Here is a 16261-nt window from a genome sequence, read left to right as displayed (position 1 = left end):
CGGACCTGAACATAAATGGCTCTGCCGTCTTACTAAAGGTTACGGGCAAGAAAGGATGTATCCTGTTCATGATGAAGCAAAATTCGGTGACAAGCCTGGCCGAGGACGGGCCGTCCAGAAGCCAGCGGCTGCAGCTTGCCGTGATTCTGGGAGCCATCGCTACCATTGGTCCCCTGTCGATTGATATGTATCTGCCTGCCCTGCCTGCCCTTGGTCTCTATTTCGATACCAGTCCCGCCATGATTCAGCTTACCCTGACCTTCTTCCTGCTGGGACTGGCTTCGGGCCAGCTTGTGGCCGGACCGCTCAGTGATGTGCATGGGCGCCGGATTCCGCTGTTGTTCGGAATGATGATCTATGCGGTATCCTCGCTGCTCTGTGCGTTCAGCCCGTCCATCGGACTGCTGATTGTGCTGCGCTTCATTCAAGGCCTGGCCGGATCGGTAGGGGTGGTAATCTCCCGTGCGGCGGTCCGCGATATGTACAGCGGCTCGGAATTAACCAAGTTCTTCTCGCTGCTGATGATTGTCAACGGACTGGGTCCGATTGCAGCGCCGGTCATCGGGGGGCAACTGCTGAGAGTGACGGACTGGAAGGGGGTATTTATCGTCTTGTTCGTATGCGGGCTGCTCTTCGCGGCGGTCATCCTGTTGCGGCTGCCGGAGACTCTGCCTAAGGAACGGCGTATCCGCAGCGGGCTCAGAGGGACCCTGCGTACCTTCCGCATCCTGCTCGGCAATGCCGGATTCATGGGCTACGCGCTCTCCCAGGGCTTTGTTATGGCAGGCATGTTCGCTTATATCTCGGGATCATCCTTTGTTCTGCAGACGATTTATGGGGTATCCCCGCAAATGTACAGCCTGATTTTCGCCGTGAATGGCCTCGGCATTATTCTGACCGGGCAGATTGCCGGGCGGATGTCGGCCAGAGTGGGTGAGCGTAAGCTGCTGATCTGCGGCCTTCTGCTCAGTACCTCCGGAGGTATTCTGCTGCTGATTACCCTCCTCGCCGATGGCGGGCTGCTGCCGATCCTAATCTGTCTGTTCGCTGTGGTTGCAAGTGTAGGTCTTGTGGGTACGACCAGCTTCTCGCTGGCGATGCAGGATCAGGGGGAGACCGCTGGCAGCGCCTCTGCGCTTCTGGGTCTGCTTCCCTTGCTGTTGGGGAGCTGCGCGGCTCCGCTGGTCGGACTTGGCGGCAGCGGCTCGGCCCTGCCGATGGCGCTGGTCATCGCGGGAGCGGGCCTCCTGTCGGTTCTGTCCTATCTGCTGCTGTGCAGAAGAGAGGTCAAGCTGTGAGCCGCAAGGACTTTGCTACCCTGTTGCTGCTTGCTTTTGCCTGGGGGGCTTCCTTCCTGTTCATGCGGATTGCCTCGCCGGAGCTCGGTCCGGTCTTCACGACAGAGCTGCGCGTTACGATTGCCGGAGCTGCTCTGCTGCTCTATGCGCTGCTGACCCGGCGCAGGCTGGGCCTCCTGAAGCACTGGAGATCTTTCCTGCTGCTCGGTGCGGTTAACGCGGCGCTTCCGTTCACGCTGATCTGTATGGCTGAGCTGCATCTGAGCGCCTCACTGGCGGCGATTCTGAATGCTACAACTCCGATGTTCGCGGCACTGGCGGCGTGGGGTACCCGGAAGGAGAAGCCGGGGGCGGCCAAATCAGCCGGGCTGATCATAGGCCTTGTAGGTGTGGGCGTGCTGGTCGGCTGGAGTCCGCTTCCGCTGACCGGCACGGTTCTTTTATCCGTTGGTTACTCTCTTGGAGCCGCGCTCTGCTATGCGTTCGGAGGATTATACGCATCACGCGTAGGCTCCGGTCTCACTCCGCTGGCGCTTGCTGCGGGACAACAGCTGGGCGCAAGTGTGGTGCTGCTGCCGCTGGCGGTGATTTTTGCCCCGGATCATCTGCCTTCTTCCGCCGCTGTATATTCTGTCCTCGGCCTCTCGCTGATCTGCACCTCAGTGGCGTATCTGCTGTATTTCCGGCTGATTGCCAATATCGGCCCGGTCAAGACCGTTAGTGTTACCTTCCTCGTGCCTGTATTTGGCCTGTTGTGGGGCGTAATCTTCCTGCAGGAGCAGGTCTATGCCAATACCATCGCCGGGCTGGTCATCATCCTGCTGAGCGTTATGCTGGTGAACCGGAGGGCCAGGAAGGGTTGAAGGGATATTCAGCAAACTTTCAGCGCATTTTAACGTTCATTGTAGAGAAAAGGGATATATTGAAGAGGTGAAAGGAGGGACACCCATGAATGTCTCATCCGTTGCCGCTTCATCATCTGTATCTTATACATCCTCCAGCGCCAGCGATACCGCTGCACTTGAGAAGCAGAAGGCGAAGCTGGAAGCTGAGCTTGAGAAAGTAAGCGCAAGCAAGGACAGCGAGCAAGCCAAAGAAACCAAAACCAAGCAGCTAGAACAGCAGATCAAGCAAATCGAAGCACAAATTACCCAGAAGTCACAGGCTGCGGGCAGCTCCGCTTCTGCCCAGAGCGCTGCTGCGCCTCCGGACAAGCCTGCCGGTAACCATAAGCTGACAGCAGCATCCGTTCAGGAGATTGCTAACGCAACCACCGACAGCGCAGGGAGATTCGACATCCGAGTATAGCCTGAGCGAGAACAGCATGTCTCTGAAGAGAGCCGCCATTGCCATGGTGACAGGCTCTCCGTTAGGGGATGACAACCCTTGGTACGATGATAAAAGCACCCGGACTAACCGCAGTCCGGGTGCTTTTATAATATAGATGTATGCGCTTCCCGCCATCACCGGATAAATATAAATCTGATGCAGGGACTTATCCTCCGCCCGCCGTCTAACTCTTATAGGCATGTGACCATTATACGGGAGTTCTGTTGCGGATCTTGTTATAATGGGTTCGTATGAAGAGGGCTGAATATGTTCAGGCAACAAGAGCGTTCGGCAGTGAGGACAGGTGAAGTCATGCATACTGTAATCAAAAATAAATTGGAACGCTTCAAGCTCGTACGGCTGCTGATATCCATCTACCGGATTAAAGCGGTGCGTGCGCTTTTTCCGCTGCTGATTATCGGTCTGGTCTATCTGGAGGGGCAGCATGAGCTGAAGCAAATTCATTTAGGCAAAATTATCCGTGATCTGAAATCCGTTCCCGTACCCTCTATTATGCAGATGCTGGGAATTTCGCTGCTGTCGGTGGCGGTCATGAGTGCTTATGATTACTTGATCCGGCGGCATTTCCGCCTGCAGATCGGCTGGTTGCGGACCTTCCGTTATGCCTGGATCGCCAATACGTTCAATAATATGATTGGATTCGCCGGTCTGGCTGGTGCGGGCCTTAGAACGCTGCTCTATAAACGGAGCAGTGTGCCTGCATCCTTGCTCGCGCCGGCCATTGTGTTCCTGTCACCGCTGATGATTACGGGGCTGTCGCTGCTTGGGTGGGGGACGATAACCGGACTTCTGCCGGCGGACCGGCTGCTGGGGGCGCATCGCTGGCTGGTTTTTGCAGTCTGGGGGATAGCGCTGTATCTGCCGTTCTTTGTACTCCTCCAGCGCTCTGCGCTCTTCGCCAAATGGGTCAACCGGGGTGAGGGGAGAACCGCCTGGCTTACTGTGGTTGCTTCTGTGGGTGCCTCCTTCCTGGAGTGGGTGTTCGCCGGGCTGACCTTCTGGTTCATTGCCGGTGAGATGCTCGGAAGCGCTCCGTTTCTCACCGTCTTCAGTATCTATGTAGTGGCTGCGATAGCGGGTATTCTAAGTATGGCTCCCGGCGGCATCGGTGCGTTCGATCTGATTGCGCTGCTCGGACTTACCCAGCTTGGCATCAAGAGCGACCATGCTATGGCAGTTTTGGTCATCTACAGATTATTCTATTACATTATCCCTTGGCTGCTCGGACTGGTGCTGGCTGCGCTGGAGTTCGGGCTGCCGGGTACGAAGGGCGCTGAACGCAGCGGCGACAGAGTGGAAGCCCCCCTGACGGTCTGGCAGAAAATATGGGGCTGGCCCGGTCAATATACCTTCCTCAGCGATCTGGGCGTATGGGCACTCGGCAAGCTGGTCTTGGCCAGCGGTCTGCTTCTGCTGCTGTCCGCAGCTACGCCTGAGCTACTCTACAGGCTGAAGGTGACAGAGGAGCTCCTGTCGCTGCCAGTGATGCAGATCTCGCACCATCTGTCCGTGCTAATCGGCTTTATGCTGATTCTGCTGTCGCGGGGAATCTCCCTGCGTGTCCGCAGGGCTTATGTCTGGACGAGCCTGCTCCTATTGGGTGGGGCGGTATTTGCATTCATGAAGGGGTTCGATTACGAGGAGGCCCTGTTCCTGCTGGTGGTGGCGATGATCCTCTGGATCTCACGAAGCCGGTTCTACCGGGTCAGCGTTCCGTTTAGCGCCAAAAGTACCTTATGGTGGCTGCTCCTGACTTCGGCTGTAGCCCTCAGCTATTACGGGCTGGCGAGTTATACCCATCACGGCTTCCTGAAGCATCTCCCGCCCGGCATCCAGCCGGAATGGCTGCGGCAGCACAGTAATGTGGCCGCCACGGCGGCCGGCGGACTGATTTTCTCTTGGCTGCTGCTGACGATGGTTGTAGCCCTCAGGCCGCAGCACAAGGCAGATATGCTTCTCGCGGATAAGGATATGGCGCGGCTGGAGCGCTTCCTCTCGGAGGGCTGGGGCAATACCTTAAGCCATATGCTGTTTCTTGGCGACAAAAGCTTCTATTGGGCCCAGGAAGGCAAGGTGCTGTTCGCCTTCGCCAGAGTCCGGGACAAGCTGGTGGTACTGGGTGATCCGCTTGGGCCGATGAATCTGCTTAATAACGGAATCAGTGAGTTCAGGCAGGCTGCTGATTTGTATGGACTATCTGTAGTCTTCTATCAGGTGACCCCGGCGCATCTTCCGCTCTATCACGAGCAGGGCTACCGGTTCTTTAAGCTGGGGGAAGAAGCGCTGGTCCCGCTGGCGGACTTTAGTATTAGCGGATCGCGGAACGCCAGCCTGCGTAATGTGAAGGGGCGGTTCGAGCGCGAGGGTTACCATTTCGAGATCACGGAGGCACAGCATTCGAAGGAGCTGCTGCAGGAGCTTCGCCTGTTGTCAGAGGAATGGCTGGCCGGGCGCAGGGAGAAAGGCTACTCTCTGGGCTGGTTCAGCGAGCCGTACCTCCAGCTCGCACCGCTGGCGCTGCTGCGTGGAGCAGACGGCCATTTGCTGGCTTTTGCCTCCATGGCTCCTGGTTATGACGGGCAGAAGACGGTCTCGGTGGATCTGATGCGCCATCACAAGGATACCCCGAACGGGACTATGGATTACCTGTTCCTGTGTCTGCTGGAATGGGCGAAAGCGCGCGGTTACAGAAACTTCAATCTTGGGTCTGCCCCGCTGTCCAATGTCGGGGGCCGCTTTGGAGCGCTGCGGGAGGAGAAGCTCGCCCGGCTGGTTTTTGAGCGCGGAGGCCACTGGTATGGCTTCTCCGGTCTGCGCCGGTATAAGGAGAAGTTCAACCCGGTATGGGAGCCGCGTTATCTGGCCTACCCCGCTGCGGTGACTCTTCCTCTCTTGACTCTGGATCTGGTGAGGCTGGTCTCCAGACATCCGGAGGAGGGGAAGTGAGATGAATAGCCTACTGGCGATTGGCGAGCAAGCCTTGTAGTATACGGAAGGCCGGATACGGCGATAAGAAGTCACGGAAAATATTTGTTTTTCTGCGACTTTTTATATATCCAAGCGTCATAAACAAGGATTCAAAAATCGCGTAACAGGAGGATTATTCTATGTTCAAGAAAGTATTGCTTATTTCTGTTTTGACTATGAGCATGCTGATTACCGCCGGTCCGGTGAATGCGAATCCCAAAGAGCAGCCGGTCAATGAGCGGACCGACGTGGTATGGGTTAGCGGAAATGCAGCGGCACTTGTGGATCATGTGAATAATAAAGCAGATATCGTTGACCTACATACAAACACTGCGACTACGATATCAGAGGACTCCAGCCGTATCCTGGACCTACAGGTGATGAGCAGTCCGCCGAAAATTGTGCTTCTTAAACAAGGCAAAGGCACTAAAATTTCGAAATCCGTATTCTCCTCTGATGGACGTCTCCTCAGCAAAACGGATATCCCGCTTAAAACGGCAGGGGACAAAGTAAAATGGGTAGCTCCAACCGGCAAAACCAATGAACGGATCATGGTCCAAGCGGGAAACAACTTCAGCCTGTATCAATATCCCTGGGCAAAGCCGAGTGTGACTTATAATGCCAAGTTTATTGACAAGGGATATGAAAATGTATCCGTAATGGATTGGGATTTTCAGGCATACCCGTATTTGGCCGTTAAGTATCAGGCACAAGGGATTATGAGCACGGACTATCTGGTGAAGCTGGTTAATTTGTATTCAAGAAATGAGACGGTAATCAAGGACTTCAATACAGACTTCTCCATTCATTCCAGCGGGAACTTCTATGCAGCTTACACTTCCTATACTTATCAGCCCGTACCGGGGAATGTAAGCCGTCCTTCAGCCGATGAGGCTCAGAAGGTCTTCCAGTTAATCAACAAATCCACTAGCAAAGAAACGGCTTCTGTCAAACAGGTCTTCAAAGAGGATGGCGACATTTCCGGGTGGGTAACGGAAGTCATTAATGGTCAGGTGTTTGTGGGGGATCTGCAGGGGCGCTCATGGTCCCTATTCTCTCAGGGAGGCGCGGCGCTGCTGAAGAATCAGGAATGGCCGAAGAATGGCAACACGAAATTTCTGTACGCTAATATAAAGTCGAAAACAGCGTATTTCCTGGATTATTCATCTGGTGATATCTCGGTCATTGCGAGTACATTGAAGTAAATAAAGCTGCTGTGGCAGCAAAAAAGGTGCCGCCCTCTCCGATTGCTGGAGGGGGCGGCTTACTTTTGATTAGGAGTGTGCGCAGAGTTGGGGGAAGTGCCCGTACGCATGCTGAATGAGTAAATGGTGTGACAAAAGTGTAAGCGAAAAACAGCATACAAAGTGCTGGCACGCAGGCGCACGGGCCGAATGTATACCAAAAACAGCATACAATGTGCTTGCATGCAGGCGCACGGGCCGAATGTATGCCAAAAACAGCATACAATGGGCAGCTAGAGGGTGCGCGAGTCAAATGTATGTCAAAAACAGCATACAATGTGCTTGCATGCAGGCGCACGGGCCGAATGTATGTCAAAAACAGCATACAATGGGCTGGCACGCAGGCGCACGGGCCGAATGTATGCCAAAAACAGCATACAATTGGCTGACGCGAAGGAGCCGTAGGCCGAATTAAGGCCAATGGAGCAAAAATCAGGGGCAATAGTGCCCCTGATTTCGCCGGATGCCCCACAGGTGGGCGATTGGTAAGGTGGTGGTAACTGTATTAGCTGCGCAGCCGTATAAGTTCTTACACTATCCATCCGCTATGGTGATTTTGTTCGCTGAATCGTCCCGTACCCGCTCAGCTGATACGCGCTACCCACCACAGCATAGCTGCAACCGCCAGGATACCTAGCGCTGCCAGTGTATCACGCCTGCTCCAGCGGAGCTGATAGACGGGGGTCCGCTGCTTGGCGGGATCGTACCCCCGCGATTCTACGGCTGTCGCCAGCTCGTCGCCCATACCCAGGACAAGAATCAGCAGAGGCACGATGATTAGGGCAATCTGCCTCGGGGACCAACGGGCCACTCCGCGGGCGCGTCTTCCGCGTGAGCCCAGCGCAAGCTGCAGCTGGGCCAGCTTGCCGAGAATCCACGGCACGAATTGCAGGGTAACGGATACGGCAAGCGACCAGTTACGGGTGCGGATGCCCAGGGCCCGCAGCGGAGCGATGCCCCATTCCAGACCCTCGCGCAAGGGAGCTCCGGTGGTCGTCTCGGTGAACAGGAAGCCCAGGGCAATTAACAGCAGGAAGCGCAGCACGTTAATTCCCCCGCGCACGAGTCCTGCATAGCTGAAGCTGAGCGGCCCGAGTGCGAAGTCGGGAGAGCTCCAGCTAAGCCCGGACAGGAGCCAGAGGAACAGGAACATCAGCAGGAACGGGCGGAAGAAGCGGATGGCCCGGCGCCAGGAGATGCTGGCCGAAGCCGCGAGCCCGGCCAGCAGCCCGGCGGTAAGCAGCAGCGGGAGCAGAGTGTTCATCCCTAACAGGACCAGCGAGCCGAGAATCATCCCCAGCCATTTGGCCCGGGGATCGAGTCCTTGCCAGCCGGGCCTGAGCGGGGTGTTCTGTTCTAGTCTTGGATTGCCAGGCCTGATTATCGTCTGAACCCTCTCTGTTCTGGAGGATCGAGGAGAATGATCTCGCTTCCTGGTGCCTTCTAAGCTGTATTCCGTACTGTGTTGTTCGCTGACTTTGGTATTCTGGTTGCCGGGTGGCATGGCGCTGCTGCGGGCAGAGGCGCCAGTGCCTGCTGGCCACCTGTCCGTCTGCGGCATAGGCAGCGGGTGCTTTTCCAGCCCTAACAGCAGCTCCTCCAGATTGTCCGGGACTGCTTCCAGCAGGCCATGCTGCACCGCTCTGCGTCCCATAGAAGCATAGACGGGGGGCGTGAGTCCGGCGTCTGCCAGTAGGCCGGGATCCGCAGTCAATGCCGGAGCAGGGCCGTTATAATGGATAGCACCCTGCTTCATCACGATGACCTTGTCGGCAACCGGCAGGAAGCTGTCCAGATCATGGGTGCCGATGATCAGGGTCAGGCCGCCGCTGCGAAGCTCCTGCACCATTTCGAGCAGTGCCTGCGCTGCCTGGGGGTCCAGCCCTGCGGTCGGCTCATCCAGAATCAGAAGCCCGGGCTGTACGGCCAGGGCACCCGCAATACATACGCGCCGCTTCTCGCCCCCGCTAAGCAGAAAGGGAGAGCGCCCGGCGAATTCATCGTAAGCCAGCCCGGTCTTCGCCAGGGCGCCCGCGATGATCTCCGTCCGCTTCTCCTTGGACACCTCGCGCTCCATCAGGCCGTATTCGATATCCTTATGTACCGTACCCGCGAACAGCTGGGTCTCCGGCTGCTGGAATACCATGGACACAGCTTCGGCAGTCTTGTAGTCCGTCTTCTTCCCGTGATCGTAAAGTATCTGCCCGGAGGAGGGCTGTGCAAGGTCCGCGAGCAGACGGAGCAGCGTAGACTTACCGCTCCCGTTCACCCCGCAGAGGACAGTGAGTGTACCTGTAGGGATATCCAGAGAGATATCCTGAACCGCTGGCCTGCCGCCTTCATAGCAGAAGGAAAGATGCTCCGTACGAATTCTCATAGCAGCTCCTCCAGATCCTGTCCGGTCAGCGGCAGCAGGTGAAGCGGCCAGCCCTGCTTCTGCAGCAGCTTCCCGACCCGGACGGCCGGAGAAGGAAGCCAGCCGAGGGTCTCCGGCAGCTCCGAGGTATAGAACAAGCTGCGCGGGCTGCCGTCATAGAGCAATTGCCCCTTGCCCAGCACCGCAATGCGCGGGCTTGCGGCCAGCTCCTCCATCCGCTGCGTGACCCAGAGGATGGTAGTCCCTGCCTGCCATAGCCCCTGGGCCAGCTCCAGAATATCCGATCTTCCCTCAGGGTCCAGCATCGAGGTAGCCTCATCGAAAATAATCATCTTAGCTTCCAGTGCCAGGCAGCAGCCTACCGCCAGACGCTGGCGCTCTCCGCCGGATAGTGTAGATACCTCTGCCTCCGCTTTATGGCTTAGTCCTACCTGCTGTAGAATCTCATGGATTCGTGCAATCATCCGCCCCCGTTCCAGTCCCCGGTTCTCCAGTCCGAAGGCGATATCCTCGAAGGGAGTGGAGCCAACTGTCTGTGCTTCGGGATTCTGAAACACAAGCTGCACGTGCTGCTTAACAGCCATACGGTTCTCCGGCAGGCGCAAGTCCAGTCCGGCCACGGACAGACTGCCGCCGGAGGGGGTGTTCAGTCCGTTGAAGGAGCGGATTAGCGAGGTTTTGCCGCAGCCGTTGGCCCCTGTCAGCGCTACCCATTCCCCAGGCTCTATATGAATGTTAATCCCTTGCAGTACCGTTCGGCGATGCTGCCCCTCCCGCACGGACAAGCTTATATTATGCGCCCTGATCATCCTCATGCCTGCTTTCCGTCCAGCTCTAGTCAACAATTGCTACCCATTATAACAAAGATTTCAGAATTGATGTATCTGGAGGGTGATGTTATAGTGATCCCAAGTGGAAGCGGCTTTGCCATCCTTTTAAAGGATGGTACCGTTTCGGCGAGAAATAGAAGGATGATTTGTAGCGTGAAACATATAAATTCTTATATTTTTAAAAAAAGGGGGAACCTACCGGCCATGAAGAAATGGACCACCCGCGGCCTGATATTCAGTGCCTTATTCGCCGCCGTCATGATAGCTCTGAGTTATTTGAAAATCTCGCTGCCCTTCTCCACGGTACCCATTACCATGCAGACCCTCGCGGTAATGCTGGCTGGTTCAATCCTTGGGGCCCGTTACGGGGCGCTTGCTGTACTGATCGTGATCGGACTCGCCGCTGCCGGATTCCAGGTGATGGGCGGAAGCGGAGGATTGGCGGTCCTGGTTGGCCCTACCGCAGGATATATTTTCTCCTGGCCGTTCGTGGCCTGGCTGATCGGCTTTTTCGCTGAACGCATTAAGCAGGACAAATACACCTTCGTGAAGCTGCTGGCCGCTAACTTTATCTTCGGGGCACTGTTAGTTTATCCGGGCGGTGTGGGGTGGCTGGCCTATTCCACAGGCATGGATTCACTTGCCAAGGCACTGACGGCAGGCATGTGGCCGTTTCTTCCGGGGGACCTGCTCAAAGCAGTCTTGTGTTCGGCTGTAGTAACGGCGGTATGGAAGGTATATCCGATCGAACGTATTCTGAACCATGACACAGGCGTCTGGGCTGACGGGGACAACACAACCACAACTCCTTAACCGCAAGCTGCTGACCAATAAGTGCAAATGCTAACTGCAAGTTATGTCTTGCTCAGCATAAATAGGCGAATTCATAGCCCCTGTGGCGTGGATTCGCCTATTTCGCGTTGTTCACAATAGTAATTCTATAGGCATCCGTCAGATGTTGAACGTATTGTGGATAAAATGTGGATAACATTGTGGAAAAATCCCAGTGGTGGAGCTGAAACTGGGCTGGATGAGGAAAGGAGAGGAAAAAAACTATTGGTGGCGCTGAGTTTGGCCGGATGAGTGTCAAATGAGCCAATGAGTAACTTGTTTGCGTGTAAATAGAGTAATATATTTCTTTTGTGTATAATTTGTGGATAAAATGGGAAATTGGCTGCGAAAGCAGTGAAGTTGCAAAGTAATAGGTGGGTTCGGTAAAGTATGAAGCTTCGTTCGTAGCGAAAAAATGGGGATAAGTGTATTCTGTGCAACTAAAAACAGTGAGAAGGGTGGACTGCCTCTTCTAATTGTAGTCTATACAACTAAATTTGCCCGAATGGGCGAAAATCCAAGTATAGAGGCATTTTAATTGCAGGAAATACAACTAAACGGAGATTTAACGGGACATCCGGCGATTTAGTTGTACAAATTGCAATTAGCCCCCCCTTGCACCCTAATCGGGGCGCGGTAAACCTCAGCAAGCCATTATCTAAAGTAATTCTCACACGTTTAGATCTGATGAGCTCCTAATACCCTTGATCCATCCCGAGTCACTTCTCACCTATAAAAAAATGCCGTCCCCTAATAACAGGGACGGCATTAATCTTTACAAGCTCAATCCTCCGCGCAGGCATCGGCTGGCTTCGGCTCGGGCAGCGCCCAGACGGAGACGCTTCCGCCATTCACCGGGAAAACGGCCCAGCCGTCTTCGCCGATGGTGACGGACTCCCCGCGGTTATGGGTGAAGTCCTCCCATACCTCTCCGCTGCGCGCTTCGCCCACGAACATCCGCTTCTCTCCGTTGTCTCCGTTGGAGATGACTACAGCGCAGCCGGAGCCTTCGATCTCCTGAACGCCGCGCCGGACCCAGCCGATAGTGTTCGGATGGTCGAAGTAATCGTCCTGATCACCGTAAGCTTTGGTGTAGCGAGCACAGAGCAGAGGATCGATGGCGTCCTTCTTGCCTTCCATCGGCGCAGGGCCGCCGATGCCGTAATAATCCCCGTAGAAGACAACGGGATATCCGTCGCGCCGCAGCAGAATCAGGGCGTAGGCGCTTTGCTTGAACCAGTCGCCCACCCAGGATTCCAGAGCCTCATGAGGCTGGGAATCGTGATTGTCGACGAAGGTGACGGCATTCGCGGGGTGCGTCTGTACGAGCGTATCATCGAAGATATGCGTCAGGTCGAAATCCCGGCCTGCCAGTGCGGCGGAGTACAGCTTGTAATGAAGAGAGACATCGAACAGATCGATCTGGTAATCGACAGTGTTCAGGAATTCGCGGCAGGCCTCCAGATTGGAGTTCCAGAATTCACCGACGATGTAGAAGTCCTCGCCGCGCTTCTTTTTCATCTCCATGGCGAATTCCTTGATGAACTCATGGTTGATATGCTTGATCGCATCCAGGCGGTACCCGCTGCATTGCAGGGTGTCAACCAGCCACTTGCCCCAGTTCAGCATCTCATTCTTCACATCGTCATTGCTGTAATCAATGTTGGCGAACATCAGATAGTCGTAGTTGCCGAATTCATCATCCACATTCTGATTCCAGCCTTTACTCGTGCCGTCAATCCGGAATACGCCGTTGCGGCCTTCCTTGGCATCGAAATCGGTTCCGTTGAAGTGGGTGTGATTCCACTTGAAGCTGGAGTATTCCTCGCCGCGTCCCGGGAAATCGAATTTGGTCCAGCCTTCAATCTCGAACGGCTCGGAGATATCCTTGTTGCGGTCGTTCGGGTCCACCTCAATAACCTCGAAGACCTCGGTCTCATCCGCTCCGGCTTTATGGTTCATGACCAGATCCACGTAGACCGCAATGCCGTTCTTCAGGCACTCGGCAATCGCGTCGATTAACTCCTGCTTGGTTCCATACTTCGTGCGCACATCACCCTTTTGATCGAATTCACCGAGGTCATACAGATCGTAGACTCCATAACCGGTATCTTCGGGCGAGACGGCCTTGGTAACGGGGGGGACCCATACCGAATCAATGCCCGCCGCCTTCAGTTCCGGGGCCATCTGGGCAAGGCGTTTCCAGTGTTCTCCGTCCGCCGCGACATGCCATTCAAAAAATTGCATCATAGTATGATTTCTCTTCATAATTCTTTGGCCTCCTCTACAAATATAAGACGAATGGGACGGTGATCAAATGCTTCAGCAGGGAGTAGAAGAGATTTATGTAGACCTCTGTACATCAGTTGAATAAGTCCAGTTGGCGCGGGGCCAGCCCGCCGTCGATCCCAAGCAGCGATTGCAGCTCTTGGGCATTAGGAGTGGCATCCCCGGCAGAATTATTATTAAATACCACGTAAATATTCTTACAGGTCTGTTCAAGCTCCAGCAGCCGGTCCCGCCACTGCGTTAACTCTTCGGTGCTGTAACGGTACAGATAGCGAAGCTTGCGCCAGTCTGGGTGACTGCTCTGATTCCAGCCTGCGGTGTTGCGCCCGTGCAGCCTTACGTAGGTGAGGTCCGGCCGGGTGGCGACAGGGACAATCGGGATGGAGCCGGAACCTGCCTGCGGCTCGTCGGCTATCGTATGAATCCAGCCTTCCTGCTCCAGGAACCCGAGGGTCCGCTCACGCATCTCAGGGCTGTACCAGGAATCATTACGGAATTCGATGGCAGCGGGTACATCCAATAGCCGCTCCTTCGCTTCGCGCAGGAAATCCACATTGTCCTTGGTGCAGTCGAACCAGGGCGGAAATTGAAACAGCGCCATCGCCAGCTTGCCCGCTGAGCGGACAGGGGCGATAGAGGTATGGAAGGCCCGGTACATCTCCTCCGGCGTATCGTAGTAATTCTTTTTCCCCCGCAGATGTCCGGTCATTCCCTGATAAGCCTTCACAATGAACTGGAACGCCTCCGGCGTCTGGTTGACCCATTTCTCGTAATTTCGGACCGGCTGAACCGCGTAGAAGGAGCTGTCAATTTCCACAATGGGAAAATGGGCGCTGTAGGCGGGCAGGCGGTCGGCAGGTTTGATTTTGCCGTACAGCTCCTCATGGTCTCCGAAGCCGGTCAGCCCGATCTTGATCATAGAACCCCCTCCATGTCGCATGAACCTGAATTCTGCCGAACGGATCGGCTAACTCTTATTAAACTGAAAACCCGCCTATGCAAACAACAGGAGAACAGGAATGACGGAAATCAGTGCAGGGACAGGAAAGAACTGGAGAAAAAGGGGCTATGGAAGCTGGTATCACCAAAAGAGCAGGCGGATATACCCGGCGGGTGCCATTTATTCAAATATAAGAATTTTTGTTTCACGCTATAAATTATCCTTCTATTTCTCGCTGAAACGGTACCGTCCTTTGAAAGGACGGCGAAGCCGTTTCTACTTGTTATGCAGAGGGAAAGCGTGAGGTGACGCGCGGGGCAGGAAAAGATGGGCTTCTCCTCCATCACATGGGCTTGAAGCGGGTGATGGAGGAGACGCCATACAGATGAACGCTATTGCGGCCGTTACGCTTGGAGGAGTAGAGGGCATGGTCTGCTTCCGAGAGCAGCTCCTCCAGTGAGATCGAACGGCGGAAGGCTTCAGTCACGCCGAAGCTGGCTGTGATTTTAATTGTTCCTGTGATGGTGGAGAAGGTGCTCTGCTCGATGTCCCTGCGGATACGCTCAGAGATCAGGGCTGCTTCCTTCAAGGGGGCTCCCGGCAGGCTTAAGACGAATTCTTCACCTCCGTACCGTCCGAAGACATCCCCCTCCCGTACATGCTGGCGGCATACGCTTACTACATGCTGTAAGGCCATATCCCCGTGATGGTGCCCGTAGCGGTCGTTAATGCTCTTGAAGAAATCGATATCCAGCAGGATGACCGAGAAGGGGGCGGCGGAGCCGGCAGCTTCCTGCAGCCGTTGCCGGCTCAGCTCCATGAAGTGGGTCCGGTTGTAGATGCCGGTCAGGCTGTCGATAGTGGCGAGCTGCAGCAGCTTTTCCTGGAGCAGGGTGCGTTCGGTAACATCAATCAGCATGATCATCCGCCCGGCAAGATGGCCGTCATGCTTCTGGACCGGAGAGGAACGGACCTGATAATAGCAGACTTCTCCGCCGGAATGCCATACCAGCTCCTGCTCCTCGCTGATCTGCGGATTGGAATTCATTACATAATCGACAGCTTCCTTGCCGGCAGGCAGGAAGAGCTGGGCCAGCGGGCGGCCGATGGCGGAGGCATCCAGATCCTCAAGCATCTCGGCAGCGGCCCGGTTATAATCCACCAGCTTGTCGGAGAGGTCCATGACCAGTACGCCGTCGCGCATGCTCTCGAACAGATTCTCGCGGGCAATTGGTGCGGCGGTCAGCATCCCTCTGGACAGAATGGCCCATATATACAGGGACGAGGTTACGCTCATCACAACAGGTACAGGGTCTGTTCCATATGGAGTCAGGTCCATCAGATAGAGGAAGGCCCCCAGCGCAGGCAGGAATTGTCCGACAAAAATAATCAGCATCTGCCGCAGATAAGCCCGCCGCATCCGCCCCCAGCGCCAGAGGATCAGGCACATACCGGCCAGCATACAGCCGAAGGTCAGACTGCCCTGCACGATATACCAGGGTCCCATGACGATATCCACCAGCGGTGCAGGCGCGCCTTCCCGGAAGTAGATAGCCTTATAGAACAGGTGATGGGAGTCGTTGGTCCAGACAAGCACCGTGGAGATCACGGGGACGGAGTAGAGGAGGACCAGCAGTTTTCGGGAGACTAGCTTCTCTAAGCCCACGAAGTGCATGATCATCAGCAGACTGGAGGGCGCGATGTACGGCATTCCGAGATACTCCAGCTTGATCCAGAACTTAATCTGTTCCATCGAGTTCCCCGAGAGCTCGAGCGCGAAGGCGAATGTGTACACCGCCGAGGCGGCGGAGCTGACGATGAATGCGCGCAGGCCCGAGAAGTCAGTCTTCCTGTAAAAAGCAAACAGGGCGAGCAAGGCGTTCAGCACACCGGAGATCGAAACGATAATAATGTAGTTGGAAATCAGAGATGCCATGGGGAGCGCCTCCATGAATTGGGATAAGCATTGGACATTGTGAATAGTCTCCTGGACACAAAATGAAATGCAATGGCAAAGCCGTTTCCACTTATAGTTACTTACTATTTTTATCGGCAATCAGCTCTATTATTTACACTGTAAGCGGCTCCCTAGACAAAGTGACGGAATTTCACAGTCTCAATGTTACGCTTTGTCT

At 55.2% G+C, this 16261-nt stretch carries 11 protein-coding genes; 6 read left to right on the top strand and 5 right to left on the bottom strand.

The window, feature by feature from the left end; genetic code table 11:
- Positions 1 to 71 precede the first annotated feature (71 nt).
- The 5 genes from NST69_RS29480 (at position 72) to NST69_RS29460 (ending at position 6820) form a co-directional block, all read left to right on the top strand.
- Complete coding sequence (locus NST69_RS29480; RefSeq protein ID WP_342550235.1) at positions 72 to 1298, top strand: multidrug effflux MFS transporter; 1227 nt, start codon at positions 72 to 74, stop codon at positions 1296 to 1298.
- Positions 1295 to 2161, top strand: coding sequence for a DMT family transporter (locus NST69_RS29475; protein WP_036728171.1), 867 nt, complete (start codon positions 1295 to 1297; stop codon positions 2159 to 2161). Before NST69_RS29480 ends, NST69_RS29475 begins: the two co-directional genes overlap by 4 nt.
- Before the next feature lie 85 nt (positions 2162 to 2246).
- Entirely contained in the window at positions 2247 to 2606 is a 360-nt protein-coding gene (locus NST69_RS29470; protein WP_036728173.1) for a FlxA-like family protein, read from the top strand.
- Between the two features lie 333 nt (positions 2607 to 2939).
- On the top strand, positions 2940 to 5594 hold the full coding sequence (gene mprF / locus NST69_RS29465; protein WP_342550234.1) for a bifunctional lysylphosphatidylglycerol flippase/synthetase MprF: 2655 nt from the start codon (positions 2940 to 2942) through the stop codon (positions 5592 to 5594).
- A gap of 161 nt (positions 5595 to 5755) precedes the next feature.
- Positions 5756 to 6820 carry a hypothetical protein gene (locus NST69_RS29460; RefSeq protein WP_342547848.1) on the top strand — a complete coding sequence of 355 codons (1065 nt, stop codon included), beginning with the start codon at positions 5756 to 5758 and terminating at the stop codon, positions 6818 to 6820.
- Positions 6821 to 7442: 622 nt separating this feature from the next.
- Here the strand turns inward: NST69_RS29460 and NST69_RS29455 are convergent.
- Entirely contained in the window at positions 7443 to 9236 is a 1794-nt protein-coding gene (locus NST69_RS29455; RefSeq protein WP_342547847.1) for an ATP-binding cassette domain-containing protein, read from the bottom strand.
- Positions 9233 to 10045: an ATP-binding cassette domain-containing protein gene (locus NST69_RS29450; RefSeq protein ID WP_342547846.1), complete on the bottom strand. Its 813-nt coding sequence runs from the start codon at positions 10043 to 10045 to the stop codon at positions 9233 to 9235. Before NST69_RS29450 ends, NST69_RS29455 begins: the two co-directional genes overlap by 4 nt.
- A gap of 225 nt (positions 10046 to 10270) precedes the next feature.
- Here NST69_RS29450 and NST69_RS29445 point away from each other — a divergent pair, with 225 nt between their 5' ends.
- Positions 10271 to 10879, top strand: a complete 609-nt coding sequence (locus tag NST69_RS29445; protein ID WP_340957417.1) for a biotin transporter BioY — start codon at positions 10271 to 10273, stop codon at positions 10877 to 10879.
- 801 nt (positions 10880 to 11680) lie between these two features.
- Here the strand turns inward: NST69_RS29445 and NST69_RS29440 are convergent.
- From NST69_RS29440 to NST69_RS29430, 3 genes are all read right to left on the bottom strand, one after another.
- On the bottom strand, positions 11681 to 13165 hold the full coding sequence (locus NST69_RS29440) for an alpha-amylase (protein ID WP_339252054.1): 1485 nt from the start codon (positions 13163 to 13165) through the stop codon (positions 11681 to 11683).
- Positions 13166 to 13259: 94 nt separating this feature from the next.
- On the bottom strand, positions 13260 to 14105 hold the full coding sequence (locus NST69_RS29435) for a DUF72 domain-containing protein (protein ID WP_340957421.1): 846 nt from the start codon (positions 14103 to 14105) through the stop codon (positions 13260 to 13262).
- 364 nt (positions 14106 to 14469) lie between these two features.
- The gene (locus tag NST69_RS29430) at positions 14470 to 16062 is read right to left on the bottom strand and encodes a histidine kinase N-terminal 7TM domain-containing protein (protein WP_342547845.1); all 1593 of its coding nucleotides are present in this window, start codon (positions 16060 to 16062) and stop codon (positions 14470 to 14472) included.
- Positions 16063 to 16261 lie beyond the last annotated feature (199 nt).

Source organism: Paenibacillus sp. FSL P2-0089, from assembly GCF_038595095.1.
GTDB classification, from domain to species: domain Bacteria; phylum Bacillota; class Bacilli; order Paenibacillales; family Paenibacillaceae; genus Paenibacillus_AQ; species Paenibacillus_AQ silagei.
This window is presented reverse-complemented; position numbering and strand designations above follow the sequence as displayed.

Coding starts and splice junctions, on each gene's coding strand:
- NST69_RS29480 (WP_342550235.1), top strand. CDS start 72: ATGAAGCAAAATTCGGTGACAAGCCTGGCCGAGGACGGGCCGTCCAGA.
- NST69_RS29470 (WP_036728173.1), top strand. CDS start 2,247: ATGAATGTCTCATCCGTTGCCGCTTCATCATCTGTATCTTATACATCC.
- mprF (WP_342550234.1), top strand. CDS start 2,940: ATGCATACTGTAATCAAAAATAAATTGGAACGCTTCAAGCTCGTACGG.
- NST69_RS29460 (WP_342547848.1), top strand. CDS start 5,756: ATGTTCAAGAAAGTATTGCTTATTTCTGTTTTGACTATGAGCATGCTG.
- NST69_RS29455 (WP_342547847.1), bottom strand. CDS start 9,236: ATGAGAATTCGTACGGAGCATCTTTCCTTCTGCTATGAAGGCGGCAGG.
- NST69_RS29450 (WP_342547846.1), bottom strand. CDS start 10,045: ATGATCAGGGCGCATAATATAAGCTTGTCCGTGCGGGAGGGGCAGCAT.
- NST69_RS29445 (WP_340957417.1), top strand. CDS start 10,271: ATGAAGAAATGGACCACCCGCGGCCTGATATTCAGTGCCTTATTCGCC.
- NST69_RS29440 (WP_339252054.1), bottom strand. CDS start 13,165: ATGAAGAGAAATCATACTATGATGCAATTTTTTGAATGGCATGTCGCG.
- NST69_RS29435 (WP_340957421.1), bottom strand. CDS start 14,105: ATGATCAAGATCGGGCTGACCGGCTTCGGAGACCATGAGGAGCTGTAC.
- NST69_RS29430 (WP_342547845.1), bottom strand. CDS start 16,062: ATGGCATCTCTGATTTCCAACTACATTATTATCGTTTCGATCTCCGGT.